Here is a 20,011-nt window from a genome sequence, read left to right as displayed (position 1 = left end):
GGCGTCCACCAGCCAGGGGCCGATCGGCGTGCAGGTGTCGCGGTTCTTCACGCGCAGGTTGGGGCGATACCAGTTCTCGAGGTAGTCGCGGATCGCGTAGTCGTTGGCGACCGTGTAGCCGCCGATGAAGTCGTAGGCGTCGTCCCGCTTGACCTTGCGCGCGGTCTTGCCGATCACGATGACGAGCTCGCATTCGTAGTGCATGAACTGCACGTCCGACGGGCGATAGGTCAACTGCCGATGGCCGGTGAGCGTGCTTTCGCCCTTCACGAACACCAGGGGTTCTTCCGGCGCCTTGAATTCGAGTTCCTTCGCGTGGTCCGCGTAGTTGAGTCCGAGCGCGAGGATGGTGCGCGGGCGAGGCGTCGGCGCGAGCGGCGGCAGCCAGGTGACCACGTCGAGCGGCACGCGGCGGCCATCATCCAGCAGCAATTGGCCGTCGCTTTCGACCGCGTCATGCGCCGTGCCTTCGAGGAGGATGCGTGCGCGCTTCATGCCTGTTCCTTCACGAGCGTGTTGACCAGTGTCTCGAAGCCGGGAGCGCTGATCTCGATGGTGTCTCCGGCGCGTGCGAGCGGCCGGCCGGCGTCGCAGCCGAGCATCAGCACGTCGCCGTGTGCGAGCGTCATGAATGCGCCGACGTCTTCGAGCAGCCGAGAAGCGCTGCGCACCGTCTTCGAAAAATCGACCGACTGCCGGAGCTCGCCGTTGATGCGCACTTCGAGCTTGAACTCGGCCGGGTCGGACACCTCCTGCGCGTCGCGCATGGCGGGGCCGATGCCGAGGAAGCCGTCGACGCATTTGAATTTGACCGGCGGGCGGAAGAAGCTCGCGTGCGGGATCGACAGATCGTTCATCAGCACGAAGCCTTCGACGTCGTTGTCCGGGCCGATCACCATCGCGATCGTCGCGCCCACCTCCACCGCATCCACCTGCGACGGCACGGTGATCGCGCTGCCGCTCGGGCTCCAGGTGTTGGCCGTCTTCACGTAGAGGATGGGCGCCTTCGGCGGTGCCTTGTACGGCGCCTGCGTCATCAGCGGCGCGAGCGCCTCGACTTCCGCGCGGAAGTTGAGGAGCACGCCGTAGACGGTGCCTTTGGGGAGATAGCTCATGGTTTCGCCGCCGGGCCGCCCCAAGGCGAAACGCGCCCCCTCGGGAGGCAGCGACGACACGGAGTGCGGAGCGTGGGGGTTCATGGTTGTTCCAGTGCAATCAGTTCGTCGAGCAGCGCATAGAGATGCGTGAGCTTCTCCTTGCCGAGCGACTCTTCCATCCACTTGTAGTGCGCCTCGATGCTCACCGAGAGCCGCTTCACCAGCTTGCGCCCGTGCGGCGTCGCCTCGATCACGGTGCAGCGCTGGTCGTTGGGGTCGCGGCTGCGCGTGATGAGCCCGTCGCGCTCCATGCGCGCGAGCACGCCGGTGAGGCTCGGGCCGAGGATGAAGGCCTCGCGCGCCACGCGGCCGGTTTCCACCGCGCCGTGTTCGCCGAGCACGCGCAGCACGCGCCATTGCTGGTCCGACAGCTCATGCTCGCGCAGGCTCGGGCGCGTGTGCGCCATCACGGCTTCGCGCGCCTGCAGCAGCAGGCGCGGCAAATTGCGGTGCGTGAAAGCGGTGCTCATCGTTGTCTCTCGGATTATTTAATATGTTAAATATCTGACGCAAGAATGCACCCCGGGTTAACCCTGAGTGCTCCCCTGTTTCTTGTGGCGCGCCGTCGTGCCGTCAGGCGAAGAGCTGACGGTCGACGAACTTGAGGTCCGACGAATCGAAGTACGGCCTGGCCCAATCGCCCGTGGTGCGAAGCGACCATTTCACCGTCTTGGCGGCGAAGTCCTTGGCGGCCGGCGCAGCCGACTTCAGCGGCTCCTTCTGGCCCTTCTTGGCCGCATAGCGATCCAGGAACTGGAAGTGATCGACCAGCGCAATGGCTTCGAGCGCGAACACCGTCGCTACTTCCTCGCCGTGCAGGCAGATCAGGTTGTCGCCATTGCTTTGTTCGCCGCCCAATGCAAGGTTCGACGAGCCGCAATACACCGTCGGGTTGTCGTCGTTGAATGCGCACACCACGAACTTGTGGTGGATCTGATGGCCGAGACCCACGCTGCGCACCTGGTTGAAAGGTGGCGGCAGGATGGTCGAACTCGGCTTTCCGGTCACCAGCACCCCGGTCGCCTTGCCGGGCTCGTACAGCGCGATGCCCGACGGGTTGTCCGAAATGCCGTAGCTGAAGATCTTCTGGTCCCCGTGCAGCTTGCTCAGCGACGTGTAGACGGGGCTCGTCCCGTTGTCCATCTCCATCACCGCGAACAGCACGCTGGCCTTGCCACGGCCTTTCTGGCCCTCCTGCGCGATGCGGGCCGCGATCGCGTCGAGCACGGAGGTGGCCATCTGCGGCGAATGCGGCGCGAAGCTGATGTCTCCCGCGATCCTCGGAGACAGCTTGAAGTCGAAGGTCTGAGTGGACAACTCCGACTTCACGAAGGCCGGGCCGCTCACGTCGTCGTCCCAGACGGCATCGAAGACCTTCGCGTATTCGCCGGCCACGCTCGCATCGTCGAAGACCAGCACATGGTTCGAGTTGACGTACATCCCGGTCACCGAGAAATTGGTCGACCCGCAAAGAACCTGGGTCGCGGCGCCGCCCGCCACCTTTCGCACCACGAAGACCTTGTCGTGCGCGAAGCGCTTGAAATGCCCCCGCTTGATCGCCGAGCCGTTCTTCATCGCCTTGGTGAACAGCGTCTCGAACTGGTCCTCGGGCTTGGTCATGCCCTTGTCGTGGTGCAGCGCGGCGTCGTCCAGGATCACGCGGACACGCCCGACCTTCGCGAGCGCGAGAAGGCTTTCGATCACCGTCGGTTCGTTCAGGTCGTAGGCGAAGACATCGAGCGTCAGCTTGCCGTCCGCGAGCACCTCGTCCAGCAGATCCATGATGCGGCTGCGCGCGGTGAACCCGAGCCACTCGTATTCCTCCTCGAAGCTGTATTGCTGTCCGGCGGCGTTCGCACCCGAGATCTCGGACGTGTCGAACTGGAGCTCCTTGTCGTTCGGACGGATCAGCGCCTTGGGCCCGAAGTGATTCAGGAAGCCCTGCGACTGCACGTAGCCGCGCGTGAAGCCGAGCTTCAGTCCATCCAACTCGAACGGCTGAACCGGGACCTTCACCGCGACACTGAGCTTCGGGTCCAGCGGCAGCATCGACTGCTTGTCGTCCACGTAGCGCGGCGTCACCGTGTACGTGTACATCCCCATGAACGGCTGCAGCCCCTGGTGGATCGAGCCCGGCACATGCAGCCAGCGGAACTTCTGGAACGGTGCGTTCAGGCTGGAGCCGGGCGGCTGCTTGGGGTCCTGGGCATGGTCCGGTGGCGATGCGAAGGTCAGCGTGTTGTGCAGGTAGAAGGGCGTCTGGCCCTCCGGCTCGACCTTGATGGTGAACCCGACCAGGTTTTTGGCCTTGTCCTGCGGCATGTCGAACGCCAGGAGCGTCTTGGCGTCGCCGATGTAGGCCCGGACCGAGAGTCCCGGCGTCTTCTTCGAAACAGAAGCGGTCATCCTCATCTCCACACGTTGGTTGTCGATGTTGGCTGTGCACTGCGATTCCACGCCATGGCGCGCGGCGCTCCATCATCAGTATTGGCGATGACCAAGCCCTGACTCAAGCCTCGATGCTCACCGAGAGCCGCTTCACCAGCTTGGTTCCGCGCAGCGTCGGCTCGATGACGGCGCAGCGCCGGTCTTCCGGTTCGCGGCTGCGCGCCGTGTCTCGAGGTTCAAAACTGGCCCCGGCTACAAGATGGCTGAAATCATCATCGCCAGCCCCACGATGCTGACCACCCAGATCGCCGTGCGCAGATAGGCGATGCCGGCGTAGTAGACCGGGATGTAGACCACGCGCGCCCAGAAGAAGATCTCTGCGCCCGTGGCCACCTTCGGACTGGTGGCACCCGTTGCATGCGCGACCAGGGCGATCGCGGCAAAGAACACGAAGTTCTCCAACGTGTTGCGCGCCGTGCGCTCGGCCCGACCCGCGAACGGCGTGGCCGCGGGCAGGTTCTCGCGATTGCCCAGCGCGATCATGGTGCCGGAGGGCGTCCATCCCTTCACCCGGATCAGGCTCGCAACAAGCAGCGCAAGCCAGGTCAGGATGGCCATGTAGATCACGAGCGCGAGTGTGTGGGTCATATCGAACTCCTGGTGGGCGCGCCCACGATAGGCGGGATGGCCGGCGGCCCCGCCGGGGTTTGTACCTACCGCCCGCCCGGCCGGACGGCCTCCCTACACTCGCCCCATGGCCAAGGAAAAAACAATCTACGTCTGCACCGAATGCGGCGGCACGAGCGCCAAGTGGCTCGGCAAATGCCCGAGCTGCGGCGCATGGAACACATTGATCGAACAGGTCGCGGCGCCGGCGGCGGGCGCGGCCAACAACCGCTTCGGCACCCAGTTCGCTTCGCTCGGAGGATCGGCCGAGCTGGCGACCTTGTCCGAAATCGAAGCCGCCGACGTCGCGCGCGCGCCCACGGGCATGGAGGAGCTCGACCGCGTGCTCGGCGGCGGCATCGTCGATGGCGGCGTGACGCTGATCGGCGGCGATCCGGGCATCGGCAAGTCCACGCTGCTTTTGCAGGCGGCCGATGCGCTGCAGAACATGGGCCGCAATGCGCTCTATGTCACCGGCGAGGAAAGCGGTGCGCAGGTCGCGCTGCGCTCGCGGCGACTGGGGCTCGACCATTCGCAGGTGCAGGTGCTCGCCGAGATCCAGCTCGAAAAGATCATCGCCACGCTCGACGCCACGCGGCCCACCATCGCGGTCATCGATTCGATCCAGACCGTCTACTCCGACCAGCTCACCTCCGCGCCGGGCTCGGTCGCGCAGGTGCGCGAATGCGCGGCGCATCTCACCCGCTTCGCGAAAGCCAGCGGCACCGCGGTCGTGCTCGTCGGCCACGTCACGAAGGAAGGCGCGCTCGCCGGCCCGCGGGTGCTCGAACACATGGTCGACACCGTGCTGTACTTCGAAGGCGACACCCATTCGAGCTTCCGCCTCGTGCGCGCCATCAAGAACCGCTTCGGCGCCGTCAACGAGATCGGTGTCTTCGCGATGACCGAACGCGGCCTCAAGGGCGTGACCAACCCGAGCGCGATCTTCCTGAGCCAGCACGCCGAGCCCGTGCCCGGCAGCGTGGTGCTCGTCACGCTCGAAGGCACGCGCCCGATGCTGGTCGAGATCCAGGCGCTGGTCGACAACGGCGGGCCGAGCCCGAGGCGCCTGTCAGTGGGCCTGGACCGCGACCGGCTGGCGATGCTGCTCGCGGTGCTGCACCGGCACGCCGGCGTGGCGTGCATGGACCAGGACGTGTTCGTCAACGCCGTCGGCGGCGTGCGCATCAGTGAACCGGCCGCCGACCTGGCAGTGATGCTCGCGATCACATCGAGCCTGCGTGGCAAGCCGCTGCCCAAGGGCTTCATCGCGTTCGGCGAAGTGGGCCTGGCCGGCGAGGTGCGACCCGCGCCGCGCGGACAGGAGCGTCTGCGCGAAGCTGCCAAGCTGGGCTTCAGCGTGGCAGTGGTGCCGAAGGCGAACGCGCCCAAGAAGGGCGCGAGGGAGATCGAGGGCCTGACGATCCACGCGGTGGAGCGGATCGAGGAGGCGCTGGATATCGTGAGGCAGTTGCAGTAGCCGCGCGAACTCACGCACCCAGCGCTTCGACCGCGGCTGCGATCTCTGCTGCGTTGGGCAGGGAGCAGAGGCTGTTCGGGCTATCCATCGCTTCGATATGCCGCCATGCGATGGTGCCCGCGCGATCGATCAGGAAATGGCCGACCAACTGTGTCCCATGGCTGGCCGCGATTTCGCCGTCGATCGGCTCCATCTCGAAGCCGTCCTTGGCATTGAGCGCCGCGTTCGCGGCCATGGGTTGCGTCGGTTCCGGCAACAGGCCGTTGGGGTTGATGCGCGCCGCCTCGAACTCCTCCACGCTCGCGCGGTAGGGCCATTGCGGCGGCTCGGTGCTGTCGGGCGACTGGAACGCGGCGCGCGGCACGCCGAAGGCCTGGTGCGTGCGGCACTCGGGGTCGGACAGCAGCAGCAGCGGGGTCGGCCGGAACCGGTAGTACTGCCGGGCGCGCTCCACCGGCGTGTTGATCACCGCCACCGTCTCGACCCCGGCCGCGCGCAGGGCCGGCTGCTGGGCGGCCAGCTGCATCACCTGGCGGCGGCAGAAGGGGCAATGCAGGCCGCGGAAGAGGCCCAGGAGAAAGGGGCGGCCGCGCAGGTCCGCCAGGGCGACCGTGCCTTCCTGGCTTGCTGACGGCAGCACGAATTCGGGGGCGGGATCGCCTCGTTGCAGGGGGGATTGCGGTGCTCCCATGGGCAACCTCCTTCATCGATTGGGCCGGCGAGGCGGTGGGCGCTCGACCGTAGCACTTGTTGCGACGGGGCACAACGCGCGGGGCTGGACGGCGGCAGGTGGATGCGCTGGCAAGCTGCGCGAGTCGCGTCGAAAAAGGACGCGGCCGGGATTGGACTCCCGAAAGCAATCTCTGCGGCGAAGGTCGCAGATGCCTGCATTGGTTTGCGAATTCGTCGCGTCGTGCCTCCTTAATGGCGGCTCGACGGGCGGGCGCGAGCCCGGCCGGTTTCTCGCAAGAGGTTGCCCGGTAAGTCCAACTCGTCGAGCTGCCGCCTCGATTGGACTCGGAGCGGCGGTTTCAGCAAACCGCAACCTCAGGGAGGCCAAAAAATGGCCAAGACAGATCGTAAAGGCGGGCGTTCGTCCAACGTTTCCAAGTCCGGCAAGCGCAAAGCGGTCGGGCGTCGACGCTCGACGGATGCCGCGTTCCGGAAGTCAGCGAGGAGGAAGGTCAGCGATGCCGCGCTCCTCGTCGAAGACGAGTTCAACAACCTGCGTGCGGCGCATCGCGCATACGACTGCGTGCAGAACCTCTTGACGCCCCTCAGCCCGCTGGAAGTGGATGAGTTCCGCATCCACCCGCTCGAGTTGAGCGCATTGATGGAGGTTGTCAACGCGGAGATGGTGCGGCGCATACAGACGGTGACCGATGCGATTGAGTCGGTGCGGGAGGCGTTGCACTGAAATAGCCAGAGCGCCCGTCTGCTGGTGCATTGGGTGCGGCGGTCACGGCACTACGGCAAGTGCACTTCGGCCGTCGCCAAAGACGTGAAGTCATCGGCTCCCCCCACCAGCAGCACATTCCCATTCGACTGCAGCGTTGCGGTGTGGAAGTAGCGAGGCTGGGTCATGGACCCGTTGGGCGTCCACTGCCCACTGCCGGAGTCGTACACCTCCGTCGAAGCCAGCGTGGCGTTGCTGCTGTTGTACCCACCGGTACTCAGCACCCTGCCATCGTCCAGCAAGGTCGCGGTGGCGCCGGTGCGGCCGGTGCTCAACGAGCCGGTGGCCGTCCAGGTGCCTGCGACGGGGTCGTAGCGTTCTGCCGTCGCGAGCGAACCGCCGCCCGCGGCGCCGCCGTTTCCTCCGGTCACCAGCAGCCGGCCATCGGGCAGCAGGGTCGCGGTGTGCGTCAGTCGCGCGGCAATCATCGGGGCGGTGGCGGTCCACTGGCCGTTGCCAGGCTGGTAGATCTCCGCCGAAGAGAGCGGGCTGCCGTTGGTTCCGCCCGCCACCAGCACCCGGCCATCCGGCAGCAAGGTCGCGGTGAACACGCTGCGAGCGGCGTGCATGGTGCCGGTGGCCGTCCACTGCCCGGTGGCCGGATCGAACAGCTCCGCCGAAGCGAGGAAGCTGCCGCTGGTTCCACCCGCGACCAGCACCCGGCCGTCCGCCAGCGGCGTGGCGGTGTGGCCGCTGCGGGCCACGCTCATGGCGCCGGCTGATGACCACCGGCCGGTGGCAGGGTTGTAGATCTCCGCTGACGCGCGGAAGGCGCCGCCGAGATCCTCGCCGCCCGCGACCAGCACGCGGCCGTCCTGCAGCAGGGTCGCGGTGTGGAAGAAGCGGGGAGTGCTCATCGCGCCGGTGGCCGTCGGCTGCTGGGTGCCGGGCACATAGAGCAACGCCGTGGCCAGGGTGTCGATGTCGTTGTACCCCCCGGCGACAAGCACCTGGCCGGAGGTCAGCAGGGTCGCGGTGTGGTTGGTGCGCGCGCTGCTCATGGCGCCGACCGGGACGCCCGTACCGGGGAGGGCGACCGCGATGCTGATCGTCGTGGAGACGGCGCCCGCTGCGTTGCTGCCGGTCACCGTGAAGTCGGCGGCAGCGCTCGTGCCTTGCGGCGTGCCGGAGATGACGCCCGTGATGGTGTCGATGCTCAGCCCCAAGGGCAGCGTTGGCGTCACGAAGAAGATGGTGATCGGGCCGCCGGTGCTGCTCGGCAGGTTGGGGGTGATGGGCCTGCCCGTGGCGTACAGGGCGCTTGCTTGCTGGTAGCGCAGCGAGGTGGGCGCCGCGAGCGGCGGGTCGCGGACCTCGATCTGCAGCACGGTGCTCGTCGAGCCTGCGCTGTTGCTGGCGGTTACCGTGAAGCCCGCCCGCGCAGCGGCCCGGCTGGGCGTGCCGGAAATGACGCCGGTGACGGGATCGATCGCCAACCCGTCGGGCAGCGTCGGCTGCACCGCAAAGCTGCCGACATCGCCGCCATCCACGGCGGGGTGGTTCGGCGGGATCGGCTGGCCGACGGTGTAGACGGCATCCTGGTTCTCGAAGCTCAGGTTCGCCGGGGGCGCTGCCTTGGCCCGGACCTCGATCAGCACGCCGGTCGTGACCGTGCCGATGAAGTTGATGCCGGTGACGGTATGAAGCGTCGGCACGGCCACCACCTTCGGCGTGCCACTGATGATGCCGGTCGTCGGGTCGATCTGGAGCCCGTCGGGCAACGCCGGCCGGACGACGTACCGAAGGATCAGGCCGCCGCTACTGCTCGGCACGTTCGGCGTGATCGGGCGACCCAGCGTGTAGACGACGGCATGGCGTTCGTAGTGCAGCCCGGCGGGCGGCGAAGTCGTGCCGGGGACTGGGAAGCCACTGCCACCGCCGCCACAGGCATTGACGCAGAGCAGGGCCAGCATGCTCAGGGCCCATGCCAGGAGGCGCAACACGCTTGGCCATGATGTCGTCTTCATGCCGACTCCTCTCCTGTCCCTCCAAGGGGGCCGGAGTATGAGCCGACGTGCTAGCAGCTGTCCAGCGGTGCATTCTTTCCCCCGGAGCGTTCGAGGATCGTTTCCGCACGGGCAACGAGTTGGTCTGCATCGACGATCCCATTGACGAGGCCGTTCCGGTGCGCTTCCGTCGCGTCGATCGCGTCCGCCGTGAGGATGAGCTGCAGCGCGCGGCCCTTGCCGACGAGACGCAGGAGGCGCATCCCGCCGAAACCGCGAACGAAGGACTTCGCTTCCGGCCCGCCGGATCTCGCGTGCGCCGCCGCAAGCCGCGAGGTGCAAGCCATCGCCAGTTCGCACCCGACGCCCGACGCGAAGCTTCACCGCCGCGATCACCGGCTTGCCGAGGCGCTCGACCAGATCGAAGGCACGTCGACCGCTGCGCGTGAACGCCTGCGCATCGATAGCAGAGAGCGAATCGGTCCCGCCGTGCAGGCGGGCGCGATGTCGCGGGTCTTCGGTTCAGCTCTGCGCCTGGCACGACGCCAGCACGCTGGGCCACCCGTACTCGCGGCCTATCAACGCACGGGCAAGAAGGTAGTTGTTCCGCGCGCGCTCGCTCAGGTTGTCCATTTGCACCAGGCCGCTGGCATCGCAGGGAAATGACAGCGCGCGGCCCGTGCCGCTGAGCGCGGGAAAGCGCAGCTCGAAGGCGGACGGTGCAGCGGGCGACTTGGGGGCGTGCATGGCGGGGTCCTCGCGGTTCATTCCGATGAAGCAGTTCCAGGAAGCAAGCGCGTGCGCCTCACGCGAGATGGCGTCCGTGCAGGGCGATCTCGATACAGGCAAGGAAGTCCTCCGCGCTGAAGGGCTTGGCGAGAAAGCAGATCACGCCGGCCTTCAAGGCGTGCGCGCGCGCCCCGTCGTCGGGGTAGGCGGTGATGAGGACCGTCGGAATCGGAGTGCCGGCGGCGACCAGGTGGCGGTGCAGCTCGAGCCCGGTCATCCCCGGCATGCGCATGTCGGCGACGAGGCACTTGACGGCGCATGTTTCCTTCGAAAGCAGGAAGCGCTCGGCCGAGCGGAAGGTGGCGGCGGACCAGCCGGCGGAGTCGAGCAGGTCTTTCGTGGTGTCTCGAACCGATTCATCGTCATCGACGATCGCTATGGTCGGCAGGTCGCGCACTTGGGTCTCCTTGCAGGTCTTCTCTTCTGGAGCGTCGGTGCAAGACTAGGCCGATCGTGCGCCGAAGACCATTGCACGTGCGAAGCGCGCTCTACGACTTTGGTTTAGGCGCCTAGGGCTTTGGATCGGCGAGGCCGAGCGTGTCCGCGATGCGCACGAGCTGCGCCAGGGACTTCACCTGCATCTTGCGCATGATCTGCCCGCGGTGGACCTTCACGGTGGCCTCGCTGATGCCCAACTCGGCAGCGATCTGCTTGTTCACGCGCCCGGCGCTCACCAGCGCCATGACTTCGCGTTCGCGCTGGGTGAGCGCCGCGAAGCGTTGCCGGAGCTCCGCGACGAGCGCGGTCTGGCGCCGCTGCGCACGGTGCCGCTCGATCGCGGCATCGATCGCATCGAGAAGCTCCTGGTCGCGGAAGGGCTTGCTCAGGAACTCGACCGCGCCGGCCTTCATGGCGCGCACCGTCATCGGGATGTCGCCGTGCCCGGTGATGAAGATCACCGGCAGATCGACGCCCGCGCGCGGGAGTTCTTGCTGAAAGCTCAATCCGCTTGCACCGGGCAGCCGAACGTCGAGCACCAGGCAGCCGGGCGCGTCCGGGCGCTGCGCCTGCATGAAGTCCTGCGTCGAGGCGAAGAGGCGCACGTCCATGCCCACGGAGGCGAGGAGATCCTGAAGCGCCTCGCGCATGGCCAGGTCGTCGTCGACCACGAAGACGACGGGCCGCTCGGTAGCCACTACGCCTCCCGTTCGCCGACCGGCAGCGAAAACCGGAACACGGCGCCGTGCGGCACGTTCGGCACGGTCCAGAGCTGGCCGCCGTGGGCCTCGATGATCGACCGGCTGATCGACAGCCCCATGCCGATGCCCTGCGCCTTGGAGGTATGGAAGGGCTCGAAGAGTTTGTCCGCGATCTCGGGCGCGATGCCGGGGCCCGAGTCGCGCACCTCGATGCATACGCCGCCTTCCGCTTCGCTCGCGCCGATGACCAGCCGTCGCGGGCGATTGCCGGGCGAGCTCATCGCCTCGATGGCGTTGACGATCAGGTTGAGGATCACCTGCTGGAGCTGCACCCTGTCAGCCCGCACGGACGGCAGGCCTTCGGCAAGCGTCTCCTCGAGCGCGATGTTGTTGCGGCGCATCTGGTCGCGTGTGAGCGCAATCACGTCGAGGATGGCCCGGTTGACGTCGACGCGGTCCCGCCGCGGCGGCTGGCGCATGACCAGCGCGCGGATTCGGTCGATGACCTCGCTGGCGCGTTTGCCGTCCCTGGCAATGCGTTCGAGCGAGCGCCGTGCCTTGTCGAGTTCGGGCGGCCGGGCCGCGAGCCAGCGTGCGCAGGACCCCGCGCTCGCGACCATGGCCCCGAGCGGCTGGTTCACCTCGTGCGCGATCGAGGCCGCGAGCACGCCGAGCGTGGTCACGCGGTTCACCCGCGCCAGTGCTGCCTGCGCCTCGCGCAGGGCCTCCGACGCGAGGATGTGGTCGGTGAGATCGCGCGTGATCACGAGCGCGGCCTCCACGCGCTGCGAATCGAGCCGCAGCGGCGAGTAGGACACCGACAGGTAGTGGCGCCCCCGATCGGTCGTGAACCAGTCCTCGAACGTGAACTGCTCGCCGGCGAGACAGCGGTCGAGCCTCGGCTTGACGGCGTGCTCGAAGAAGTCGGTCCCGAGGAAATCAGCGACATGCTTGCCGACGATCTTTCCGGCCGGCATCCTCCAATGGCGTTCGTAGACCGCATTGACCCTTTGAAAGTGGTAATCCCGCCCGATCACGGCCACGCCATCGGAAGCGCTCTCGAACATCTGCCGCGTCAGGTACTCGGCCCGCCTGAGCTCCGTCATGTCCTGCACGATGCCGAAGAAGCGCCGAGGCCGGCCGGAGGGATCGCGCGCGACGTCGGCGCTGTTGTGGATCACGCGCACCTCGCCGTCGGGACGCACCACCCGGTATTCCATGTCGAAGCGCGGACCACCCTGCACGCCAGTCTCATAAGCCTGTTCCACCCTTTCCCGGTCGTCCGGGTGGACAGGGTCCAGCAAGCGACCTTCCAGTAGCCCGGACCCGGGCCGCCGCAGGCCGTGGATGCGGAAAGCCTCTTGCGAGGCGGTCGCCCGGCCGCTGTCCAGGTCGGCTTCCCAATGGCCGAGATGTGCCATGCGCTGCGCCTCTTCGAGCTTGCGCTCGCTTTCGCGCAGGCTGCGGAAGATGAGAAGACTGGTGAGCGCGTCGTCGAGCCGGTGTCCGATCTCCTCGAACAGCCGCTTTTCCTGCGCCGTCCAGGCGCGCGGGCGCGAGCATTGGTGCAGCCCGAAGAGGTAAGGTTGATCGGCCTTGGGGTACAGCGCCATGGCGAGCACGGACCGGATGCCGAAACTCTGCGCGAGCACCGCCGGCACCTGGAGTTCGCAGCCAGGACCGAAACACACGGCGCCGCTCGCAGCGAGCGCTGTCCGGTACACCGTGGCGACATCCGGATCGACAGGCATCTTGGCGCCCAGGCTGAACGCGCCGGGAAACTCCGGCCGAGTCTGCTCCATGACCGCACGCCACCAGTCGGCCTCCGGATCGCACGGATAGGTGAGCCATGCCCGATCGCAGGCAAAGATGTCGAGGACCGCGTCGAGCACATCGCTCATCATCTTCTCGAGGTCGTTGGTTCCCTGCATGGCCCGGTCGACGCGGTTCATGCTTTCCAGGAACCACAGATGCGCGCGCCGTTCCTCTTCCGCGCGCTTCAGGTCTTCGATGTCGGTGAGGATTCCATACCACTTCAGGATCCTTCCACCTTCGCCCCGCATCGGGACGGCGCGGCTCAGGAACCAGCGGTATTCGCCGTCCGCGCGACGAAGGCGCGCCTCCTGCTCGAAGGGCTCGCCGCTCGCCAGGTGATGCGCTCGCGCTTGCGCGTAGCCGGGCAAGTCTGCGGGATGAATTGCATCCAGCCAGTTCGCCCTGGCGCTCGGGAAGCCGGTGTATTCGGTCCCGCGCCGGTTGACGAGCACGCCGGAGCCATCGCCGTTGGCGACGAACACGATCGCCGGCATCGTCTCGAGCACTTCCCGAAGCTCCTTCTCGCTCCGGCGGAGTGCATCTTCCGCGCGCCTGTGCTCGGTGATGTCCCGTCCGACGCCCCGGTAGCCCGTGAAGCGCCCCGCTTCGTCGAACACCGGCAGCCCGGAGACCGACACATGGCGTATGCCCCCGTCGGAGGTGGCCCGGGCCAGCTCGAAGTCGCGGAACGGGACATGGGCATCGAGCGCTGCGCGGTGCTGACGCCACGCCTCCTCGTCCGGCTCCAGATAGGGCACTTCCCATCGCGTCTTGCCGATCTCCGAGCCCGGCGCCGGTGCCCGGTCGAACGGTGCGGAATACTCCTGCCGCGTGAAGCGGTGCTGCGCGTCGCTCTCCCAGTACACGTCGAAAGAGAACTTCACGAGCGTGCGAAAACGCTCCTCGCTCTCGCGCAACGCCTCTTCCGTGTGCTTGCGCTCGGTGATGTCCTCGCACGCCACGAGCAGCACCGGCCCATTCCTCAGCACGACTGCGTTGGCCGACTCCCGGACCCACAGCACCGTGCCGTCCTTGCGGACCTTGCGCGCACTCCAGCGCATCACGCGCCCCGGTTGCCGGAAAGCCTGCTCCGCGTTTGCCTGGACGAACGCCCGATCGGCTTCATGGAACACGTCCAGCACCGGCTGGCCGACCAGTTGGCTCACGCGCCAGCCCAACTGCTCGGCCCCGACGGGATTCACCGACAGGATCGTGCCGGCCGCATCGATGATGAAGTACATCGTGGGATTCGCTTCGAATGCGGCTCTCCATTGCTCCTCGAGATCCTGCCGAGCCTCTTCGGCCCGCTTGCGCTGCGTGATGTCCGTGTTGGTCGCGAGGATCGCCACCGGCTTGCCCCGCTCGTCTCGCTGCAATGCCAGGCGGCTCGCGACGACCACCGGCGTTCCGTCCCGCCTGTGATGCACCAGTTCGCCTTCCCAGCGTCCGGTGCGCAGCACCTGCGAATCGATCTCTTCGAGGGGCACGGCGGAGAGGGTCTTCAGCAGTTCGCGCGCAGACTTGCCGAGCGCCTCCTCGGCCGTCCATCCATACATCTCTTCGGCGCCTCGGTTCCAGTATCGGATCGCCGCTTCCATGTCGCGCACGAACATGGCGTCATGCGTCAGATCGAGCAGTTCGGCGTGCCCGGGCAGGGACGCTTCTGCATGCCGCTCGGAAGGCCGACATGCCGAGCGCGAGAGCGTTTCGTCGCCTTTACGTATGGTCACGAGCGACTCCAAAAGGCGTCGCGGCATGTGAGCCGCCGCATGTCGCGCAGCGCCGGTGGCGGGCCAGCTCCTCCTGGGGGCGTGGAGAACGCCATTTTGAACGTCCCCGTGACTGCTGTCACGGCACCGGCACGCTGGTGCTCTACACGGTGACGGAAGGCAGCCATGCCCTCACCATGTCCGACGGCAAGGTGACGGGCTTCTCGGGGACCGCCAAGGGGTCTACAAGCTGGCGAGCGGAGCTGCCGCGCCGCTGACCGGCAAGAGCTTGACCGCGAAGTTTCGAAGCATCGAGCGCGGCCAGTTCGTGATCGACACCACCGTGGACTAAGGCGCGCTGGTCTACGTGTGCTGCACGGCCGTTGTACCGGCCGCCGCCACGCGCGTCTGCCGCTCCCTCACCATCTCCCGTAGCTTGTGCACGAACTCCTCCAGCGCAAAGGGCTTGCTGATCATCTGCATGCCCTCGGCGAGGAACTCCGAACGGTTGAGTGCGTATTCCGCGTAGCCGGTCATGAAGAGCACCGGCAGGCCGGGCCGGCACTGGCGCGCCTGTTCGGCGAGTTGTCGTCCGTTCATGCCTGGCAGGCCGACATCGCTGACGAGCAGGTCGATCTGCAGGCGCGGCTCCAGAAGGAACGGCAGCGCCTCGTTTCCATTCGCCGCCTCCAGCGCGCGGTAGCCGTGCTGGGCCAGCACTTCGAGGACGAAGAGGCGAACGCTCGGGTCGTCTTCCACGACGAGAACGAATTCCCCGTTGCCTTGCGGCAGTGGATCGGGCATTGGCGCTTCCGTGCCCGCGGCCGCCTGCGTGGCGCGCGGCAGCAGCAGCGTGACGGTGGTGCCGCGGCCCGGTTCGCTGTCGATCTGCACATGCCCGTGCGACTGCTGCGCAAAGCCGTAGACCATGGACAGCCCCAGGCCGGTGCCCTGCCCGATCGGCTTGGTGGTGAAGAAGGGGTCGAAGGCGCGCGCGAGCACATCCGGCGTCATGCCCGTGCCGGTGTCGGCGACGCGCAGGGCAATGTAGCGACCGGGCAGGAAGCCGTCGATCTCGCGCTGGGCCGAAGGGGGCACCACGATTTCTTCCGTGGAGATCGTGAGGTCGCCGCCGCGCGGCATCGCGTCGCGCGCGTTGATCGAAAGGTTGAGGATCGCGCTTTCGAGCTGGCTCTCGTCGCCGACCGCAAACACCGCTTCCGGCGTGAGGTTCACGCACAGGCGGACCTGTTCGCCGAGCGAGCGGCGCATCAGCTCTTCCATCGACCGGATGAGCGCGTTCACATCGACCGGCCGGGGATCGAGCGACTGGCGCCGCGAGAAGGCGAGCAGCCGCTGCACCAGCGCTGCGGCGCGCTGCGCGGAACTGGCGGCGGTTTCGACGAAGCGGTCGAGATCCTGCGTACGGCCCATGGCGATACGGCGGCGGATGACTTCGAGCGCGCCCGTGATGCCCTGCAGCATGTTGTTGAAGTCGTGCGCGATGCCGCCGGTGAGCTGTCCGATGGCCTCCATCTTCTGGCTGTGCAACGTGCGCTGTTCGGAGGCGCGCAGTGCGGTCACGTCGCGCCCGACCGCATGGACGAAGCGGTCGTCGGGCACCGCGGTCCATGAAAGAACGCGCAGGCTCCCATCCTTGTGCCGCAGCCGGCATTCGAAGCGCGAGGCGAGGTTCCCCTTGGCGAGCCGCGCGAGTTCGGCGGCCAGGGCGGTCGTGTCGGGCGGCGCGACCCGCTCGAGGATCGAACTGCCGACCAGTTCCGATTCGTTCCATCCCAGGGTGGCCTGCCAGGCGGGGTTCACCGCGATCACGCGCCCTTCGAGCGAAGTGACGACCAGCAGGTCGGTGGAGAGTTGCCAGAGGCGGTTGCGGTCGCGGGTGCGTTCCTGCACGCGCTGCTCGAGCTCCGCTTCGCTCGCCGCGAGGCGGCGGGTGGCGTTCACGCGGTCGGTGGTTTCGCTGACGATGCACAGCACGCCGCCGACCTGGCCGTCGGGCAGGCGCACGGGCGAATAGGAGATGTCGAAGAACACCTCTTCCATGTGGCCGTGGCGGTTGATCTGGAAGGGGCGGTCCCGCGCGGCCACGGTTTCCCCGCCGAGGAGGACGCGGTCGAGCAGCGGGCACAGGTCGTCCCAGAGCTCGGTCCAGTATTCGCGGCCGGGGCGGCCCATCGCGGCGGGATGCTTGTCGCCGATGGTCGGCGCATAGGCGTCGTTGTAGAGCGCGCAGTACAGCGGGCCCCAGAAGAGAACGATCTGCGCCTGCGAGGGCAGCATGAGATCGACCACCGTCCGCAGGGCCTCGGGCCAGTCGCCCGGCGCCCCGAGCGGCGAGTTGCCCGCGTCGAGCGCGCGGATGCGGGCAGCGGCGTTCCCGGCCGCGATGGGCCAGGGTGCGGGAGACGACACTTGGTGCATGGGCCGCGCAGGAGCTGGGGGATGTTGCAAATTGTGCGCCGATCCTGCTCACCAGCGCTGTCAGAAGAACGCCCGATTTCGCCCGGGGGTTGCGCCGCAGGCCCGGTTTTCGGACGCGCGACAATCGCGCCCATGAATTTCGGCAAAGTCCTGGTGCCCCTCGTCGGCATCGTATTGATCGCTGGCGCGTGGCGCAGCTACGGTTGGGCCGGCGTGGCGCTCGTCGCGGGCGCGATGGTGATGTTCGTGCTGCTGCACCTCAACCGCGCGATCCAGGTGTTGAAGCGCGCAGCCGATCGCCCCATCGGCACGGTCGCCAGCGCGGTGATGCTCAATGCCAAGCTCAAACCCAAGGCGAGCCTGCTGCATGTGGTGGCGCTGACCCGCGCCATCGGCGAACTGCGCTCGCCGGCGGACACGCAGCCCGAGATCTTCCGCTGGGCCGACGCAGGCGGGTCGTTTGTCGATGCGACCTTCGTCAACGGCAAGTTGACCGAGTGGAAGCTGGTGCGGCCCGAGCCGACGGAAGAAGAGGCTGCCGCGATCGAGGCCGATGCACCGGCTTCCGATGCGGTCAAGCCGGGCGCGACGGACGCGCTGCGTCCGCCGGTCTGAAGAAGCCCTGACGCCGGCTTAGAACGGCGCGGAATCGTCGGCCAGCGCTTCTTCTTCAGCCTTGGCCGATGCAGCCGGGGCCGATGCCGCAGCAGGCGCCGCACCCAACTGCATTTCGCCACCCAGCGCTTCGAGCAGGTCCGGCACCAGTTGGCCGAGCTCGCCGGTCGCAATCGCGGCGTCGGCATCGAAGTTGTCTTCCTTGCCCGATCCCGACCCCGGCGCATCGTCCAGCGTGCCTTCGAGGAACACGATCTTGCGCAGCTGCATGCCCTCGGTCAGCTCGAAGGACACGCGGTCGTCCCAGGTCATGGCCAGCCGCGTCGGGCGCTTGCCGCTGGCGATGTGCTGGCGCACTTCGTCGATGTCCAGCGGGTGCTTGGCGTAGCGCACCACGGACTTCGACTCGTCGCTGGCCTTGAGCTCGCATTCGCGGTCGATGGTGAAGCCGGCCGGCGGCTCCTGGCTCGACAGCCACTCGGCCATCGCGGCGGCGGGCTCGACCTGCGTGTTGACGAGGCTCACCGCGAAGCCGTCGAGCGCCTTCACGAGGCTCGTGACCACTTCGTCGGCGCGCTGCGCGTTGCTGGCGTTCACGACCAGGCGGTGCGACTGCGGGTCGATCCACACCGCCACGCGCGCATGGCGGGTGAAGGCAAGCGGCAGCAGCTCGTGGGTGATGTCTTCCTTGAGCTCCTTCTTTTCCTTCTTGCCGGGCTTGCGGCCGGTGGTGGCCTCGATCTGCGCGGCGCGCTCCTCGACCTTGCGGCGCACGACCGAGGCCGGCAGGGTCTTGCTCTCGATCATGAATTCGAGCAGCCATTGCCCGCCCACCGACTCGACCAGCGGGCCGTGCGCTTCGCCGCGGGGCTCGACCCAGCCGATGGACTTCTCCTGCGATGGGCCGCAGGGCACGAAGCGCTGGGCATCGAGGCCCTTCTGGACCTCTTCGAGCGGCTGCGACCAGGTGGTTTCGATGCGGTAGACGATGACGTTCTTGAAGACGGACACAGGAACCTTTCAATAAATACTCCCCCATGCGCCTGCGGCGCTCCCCCTCGAGGGGGCGCACCCAGCGGCCCGGCAAAGCCGGTTCCGCGGGTGCCCTGGGTTGGGCTGCGGCGGTTTCATGGGGCGCGCGCAGCCCGGTGGAAGCAAAGCCGAGCATTGTCGATGCGTCGGGATTGGGCTCGGCCGTAAAATCGTCAGCTTTTGCGACATTCCCCTCCCCGAAGGACAAAGAACATGAGCGCGCTGCCCCCTGCACTGGACGACCGTGACGGCAAGATCTGGATGGATGGCGATCTCGTGGACTGGCGCGACGCCAAGATCCACGTGCTGACCCACACGCTGCACTACGGCTGCGGCGTCTTCGAAGGCGTGCGCGCCTACAACACGGTCAACGGCACCGCGATCTTCCGACTGCAGGAGCACACCGAGCGCCTCTTCAACAGCGCCAAGATCCTGCGCATGAAGATCCCGTTCTCGCAGGAGCAGGTCAACGAGGCGCAGAAGCAGGTGGTTCGCGTCAACAACCTCGAAAGCTGCTACCTGCGCCCGCTGGCGTGGATCGGCTCCGAGAAGCTCGGGGTGAGCCCCAAGGGCAACACCATCCACGCGATGGTCGCCGCGTGGTCGTGGGGCGCCTACCTGGGCGAGGAAGGCCTCAGGCAGGGCATCCGCGTGAAGACGTCCAGCTACACCCGCCACCACGTCAACATCACCATGACGCAGGCCAAGGCGGTCAGCAACTACAGCAACTCGATCCTCGCCAACATGGAAGCGACGGAAGACGGCTACGACGAAGCGCTGCTGCTCGACTCGGCCGGCTTCGTCTCCGAAGGCGCTGGCGAGAACATCTTCGTGGTGAAGGGCGGCGTGGTCTACACGCCCGACCTGTCGGCCGGCGCGCTCAACGGCATCACCCGCAACACCATCCTGCACATCTGCAAGGACCTCGGCGTCGAAGTCGTGCAAAAGCGCATCACGCGCGACGAGGTCTACATCGCCGACGAAGCCTTCTTCACCGGCACCGCGGCCGAAGTCACGCCGATCCGCGAACTCGATCGCGTGCAGATCGGCATCGGCTCGCGCGGCCCGGTAACCGAGAAAATCCAGAACGCGTTCTTCGACATCGTGAACGGACGCAATCCAAAGTACGCCCACTGGCTCACGAAGGTCTGAGAGAAGCCCATGTCGTCCCCCAAAGCCGTCATCGAACTGCTCGCCAAAGACCTGAACGACCAGGGAGGCGTGTTCTGCCCCAGTCCCAAGGCGGACATGAAGCTCTGGAACACGCACCCCAAGGTCTACCTCGACGTTGCGCGCACCGGCGAAGCCAAGTGTCCGTATTGCGGCACCGTCTACCGCCTCAAGGCGGGCGAGGTGGCCGGCAGCCACCACTGAAGT

At 67.1% G+C, this 20,011-nt stretch carries 19 protein-coding genes; 5 read left to right on the top strand and 14 right to left on the bottom strand.

What is annotated here, in order from left to right; genetic code table 11:
• From WKW77_RS32230 to WKW77_RS32210, 5 genes are all read right to left on the bottom strand, one after another.
• A partial coding sequence (locus tag WKW77_RS32230; protein WP_340360967.1) for a fumarylacetoacetate hydrolase family protein occupies positions 1 to 495 on the bottom strand: 495 nt, incomplete at its 3' end.
• Positions 492 to 1,115, bottom strand: a complete 624-nt coding sequence (locus tag WKW77_RS32225; protein ID WP_340360971.1) for a fumarylacetoacetate hydrolase family protein — start codon at positions 1,113 to 1,115, stop codon at positions 492 to 494. The genes WKW77_RS32230 and WKW77_RS32225, both read right to left, overlap by 4 nt.
• Positions 1,116 to 1,195: 80 nt before the next feature.
• Positions 1,196 to 1,627 carry a homoprotocatechuate degradation operon regulator HpaR gene (hpaR, locus tag WKW77_RS32220; RefSeq protein WP_340360966.1) on the bottom strand — a complete coding sequence of 144 codons (432 nt, stop codon included), beginning with the start codon at positions 1,625 to 1,627 and terminating at the stop codon, positions 1,196 to 1,198.
• A 103-nt stretch (positions 1,628 to 1,730) separates the two neighbouring features.
• A complete protein-coding gene (locus WKW77_RS32215; RefSeq protein ID WP_340360965.1) occupies positions 1,731 to 3,563 on the bottom strand; it encodes a phospholipase D-like domain-containing protein in 1,833 nt (610 codons plus the stop codon).
• 234 nt (positions 3,564 to 3,797) lie between these two features.
• The gene (locus WKW77_RS32210; protein ID WP_340360964.1) at positions 3,798 to 4,193 is read right to left on the bottom strand and encodes an MAPEG family protein; all 396 of its coding nucleotides are present in this window, start codon (positions 4,191 to 4,193) and stop codon (positions 3,798 to 3,800) included.
• Positions 4,194 to 4,299: 106 nt separating this feature from the next.
• Between WKW77_RS32210 and radA the strand changes: the two genes are divergently transcribed.
• Positions 4,300 to 5,691, top strand: a complete 1,392-nt coding sequence (gene radA / locus WKW77_RS32205; RefSeq protein ID WP_340360963.1) for a DNA repair protein RadA — start codon at positions 4,300 to 4,302, stop codon at positions 5,689 to 5,691.
• A 10-nt stretch (positions 5,692 to 5,701) separates the two neighbouring features.
• On the opposite strand, the gene WKW77_RS32200 is transcribed toward radA, so the two are convergent.
• The gene (locus tag WKW77_RS32200; RefSeq protein WP_340360962.1) at positions 5,702 to 6,382 is read right to left on the bottom strand and encodes a peroxiredoxin-like family protein; all 681 of its coding nucleotides are present in this window, start codon (positions 6,380 to 6,382) and stop codon (positions 5,702 to 5,704) included.
• A gap of 372 nt (positions 6,383 to 6,754) precedes the next feature.
• On the opposite strand from WKW77_RS32200, the gene WKW77_RS32195 reads away from it, so the two are divergent.
• Positions 6,755 to 7,108, top strand: a complete 354-nt coding sequence (locus WKW77_RS32195) for a hypothetical protein (protein WP_340360961.1) — start codon at positions 6,755 to 6,757, stop codon at positions 7,106 to 7,108.
• Between the two features lie 50 nt (positions 7,109 to 7,158).
• On the opposite strand, the gene WKW77_RS32190 is transcribed toward WKW77_RS32195, so the two are convergent.
• From WKW77_RS32190 to WKW77_RS32160, 7 genes are all read right to left on the bottom strand, one after another.
• A complete protein-coding gene (locus WKW77_RS32190) occupies positions 7,159 to 9,114 on the bottom strand; it encodes a putative Ig domain-containing protein (protein ID WP_340360960.1) in 1,956 nt (651 codons plus the stop codon).
• Positions 9,115 to 9,164: 50 nt separating this feature from the next.
• Positions 9,165 to 9,440 (bottom strand): enoyl-CoA hydratase-related protein, encoded by a 276-nt coding sequence (locus tag WKW77_RS32185; RefSeq protein WP_340360959.1) that lies wholly within the window; start codon positions 9,438 to 9,440, stop codon positions 9,165 to 9,167.
• Positions 9,441 to 9,615: 175 nt separating this feature from the next.
• Positions 9,616 to 9,840: a hypothetical protein gene (locus tag WKW77_RS32180; RefSeq protein WP_340360958.1), complete on the bottom strand. Its 225-nt coding sequence runs from the start codon at positions 9,838 to 9,840 to the stop codon at positions 9,616 to 9,618.
• 58 nt (positions 9,841 to 9,898) lie between these two features.
• Positions 9,899 to 10,279 carry a response regulator transcription factor gene (locus WKW77_RS32175; RefSeq protein WP_340360957.1) on the bottom strand — a complete coding sequence of 127 codons (381 nt, stop codon included), beginning with the start codon at positions 10,277 to 10,279 and terminating at the stop codon, positions 9,899 to 9,901.
• Positions 10,280 to 10,391: 112 nt separating this feature from the next.
• Complete coding sequence (locus tag WKW77_RS32170; RefSeq protein ID WP_340360956.1) at positions 10,392 to 11,018, bottom strand: response regulator transcription factor; 627 nt, start codon at positions 11,016 to 11,018, stop codon at positions 10,392 to 10,394.
• Complete coding sequence (locus WKW77_RS32165; RefSeq protein ID WP_340360955.1) at positions 11,018 to 14,566, bottom strand: PAS domain S-box protein; 3,549 nt, start codon at positions 14,564 to 14,566, stop codon at positions 11,018 to 11,020. Before WKW77_RS32165 ends, WKW77_RS32170 begins: the two co-directional genes overlap by 1 nt.
• 342 nt (positions 14,567 to 14,908) lie before the next feature.
• Positions 14,909 to 16,987 (bottom strand): hybrid sensor histidine kinase/response regulator, encoded by a 2,079-nt coding sequence (locus WKW77_RS32160; RefSeq protein ID WP_340360954.1) that lies wholly within the window; start codon positions 16,985 to 16,987, stop codon positions 14,909 to 14,911.
• Positions 16,988 to 17,110: 123 nt separating this feature from the next.
• Between WKW77_RS32160 and WKW77_RS32155 the strand changes: the two genes are divergently transcribed.
• Entirely contained in the window at positions 17,111 to 17,602 is a 492-nt protein-coding gene (locus WKW77_RS32155; protein ID WP_422823307.1) for a glycerate kinase, read from the top strand.
• 18 nt (positions 17,603 to 17,620) lie between these two features.
• Here the strand turns inward: WKW77_RS32155 and WKW77_RS32150 are convergent, their stop codons facing one another.
• Positions 17,621 to 18,613: a recombination-associated protein RdgC gene (locus WKW77_RS32150; protein WP_340360952.1), complete on the bottom strand. Its 993-nt coding sequence runs from the start codon at positions 18,611 to 18,613 to the stop codon at positions 17,621 to 17,623.
• Positions 18,614 to 18,847: 234 nt separating this feature from the next.
• Between WKW77_RS32150 and WKW77_RS32145 the strand changes: the two genes are divergently transcribed.
• Together WKW77_RS32145 and WKW77_RS32140 are read left to right on the top strand one after the other, a co-directional pair.
• Positions 18,848 to 19,786: a branched-chain amino acid transaminase gene (locus WKW77_RS32145; RefSeq protein ID WP_340360951.1), complete on the top strand. Its 939-nt coding sequence runs from the start codon at positions 18,848 to 18,850 to the stop codon at positions 19,784 to 19,786.
• Positions 19,787 to 19,795: 9 nt separating this feature from the next.
• On the top strand, positions 19,796 to 20,008 hold the full coding sequence (locus WKW77_RS32140) for a zinc-finger domain-containing protein (RefSeq protein WP_340360950.1): 213 nt from the start codon (positions 19,796 to 19,798) through the stop codon (positions 20,006 to 20,008).
• Positions 20,009 to 20,011: the final 3 nt, after the last annotated feature.

The sequence above is a fragment of the Variovorax ureilyticus genome, from assembly GCF_037889935.1.
Taxonomy (GTDB): Bacteria; Pseudomonadota; Gammaproteobacteria; order Burkholderiales; family Burkholderiaceae_C; genus Variovorax; species Variovorax ureilyticus.
Note: the sequence above shows the minus strand (reverse complement) of the source record. Positions and strands in the feature narration are given on the sequence as shown.

What these genes read in the sequence shown, in the direction of transcription:
- WKW77_RS32140 (WP_340360950.1), top strand. Translation starts at nt 19,796, where the DNA reads ATGTCGTCCCCCAAAGCCGTCATCGAACTGCTCGCCAAAGACCTGAAC.
- WKW77_RS32180 (WP_340360958.1), bottom strand. Translation starts at nt 9,840, where the DNA reads ATGCACGCCCCCAAGTCGCCCGCTGCACCGTCCGCCTTCGAGCTGCGC.
- WKW77_RS32215 (WP_340360965.1), bottom strand. Translation starts at nt 3,563, where the DNA reads ATGACCGCTTCTGTTTCGAAGAAGACGCCGGGACTCTCGGTCCGGGCC.
- WKW77_RS32210 (WP_340360964.1), bottom strand. Translation starts at nt 4,193, where the DNA reads ATGACCCACACACTCGCGCTCGTGATCTACATGGCCATCCTGACCTGG.
- WKW77_RS32145 (WP_340360951.1), top strand. Translation starts at nt 18,848, where the DNA reads ATGAGCGCGCTGCCCCCTGCACTGGACGACCGTGACGGCAAGATCTGG.
- WKW77_RS32190 (WP_340360960.1), bottom strand. Translation starts at nt 9,114, where the DNA reads ATGAAGACGACATCATGGCCAAGCGTGTTGCGCCTCCTGGCATGGGCC.
- WKW77_RS32195 (WP_340360961.1), top strand. Translation starts at nt 6,755, where the DNA reads ATGGCCAAGACAGATCGTAAAGGCGGGCGTTCGTCCAACGTTTCCAAG.
- WKW77_RS32160 (WP_340360954.1), bottom strand. Translation starts at nt 16,987, where the DNA reads ATGCACCAAGTGTCGTCTCCCGCACCCTGGCCCATCGCGGCCGGGAAC.
- hpaR (WP_340360966.1), bottom strand. Translation starts at nt 1,627, where the DNA reads ATGAGCACCGCTTTCACGCACCGCAATTTGCCGCGCCTGCTGCTGCAG.
- WKW77_RS32200 (WP_340360962.1), bottom strand. Translation starts at nt 6,382, where the DNA reads ATGGGAGCACCGCAATCCCCCCTGCAACGAGGCGATCCCGCCCCCGAA.
- WKW77_RS32225 (WP_340360971.1), bottom strand. Translation starts at nt 1,115, where the DNA reads ATGAGCTATCTCCCCAAAGGCACCGTCTACGGCGTGCTCCTCAACTTC.
- radA (WP_340360963.1), top strand. Translation starts at nt 4,300, where the DNA reads ATGGCCAAGGAAAAAACAATCTACGTCTGCACCGAATGCGGCGGCACG.
- WKW77_RS32185 (WP_340360959.1), bottom strand. Translation starts at nt 9,440, where the DNA reads ATGGCTTGCACCTCGCGGCTTGCGGCGGCGCACGCGAGATCCGGCGGG.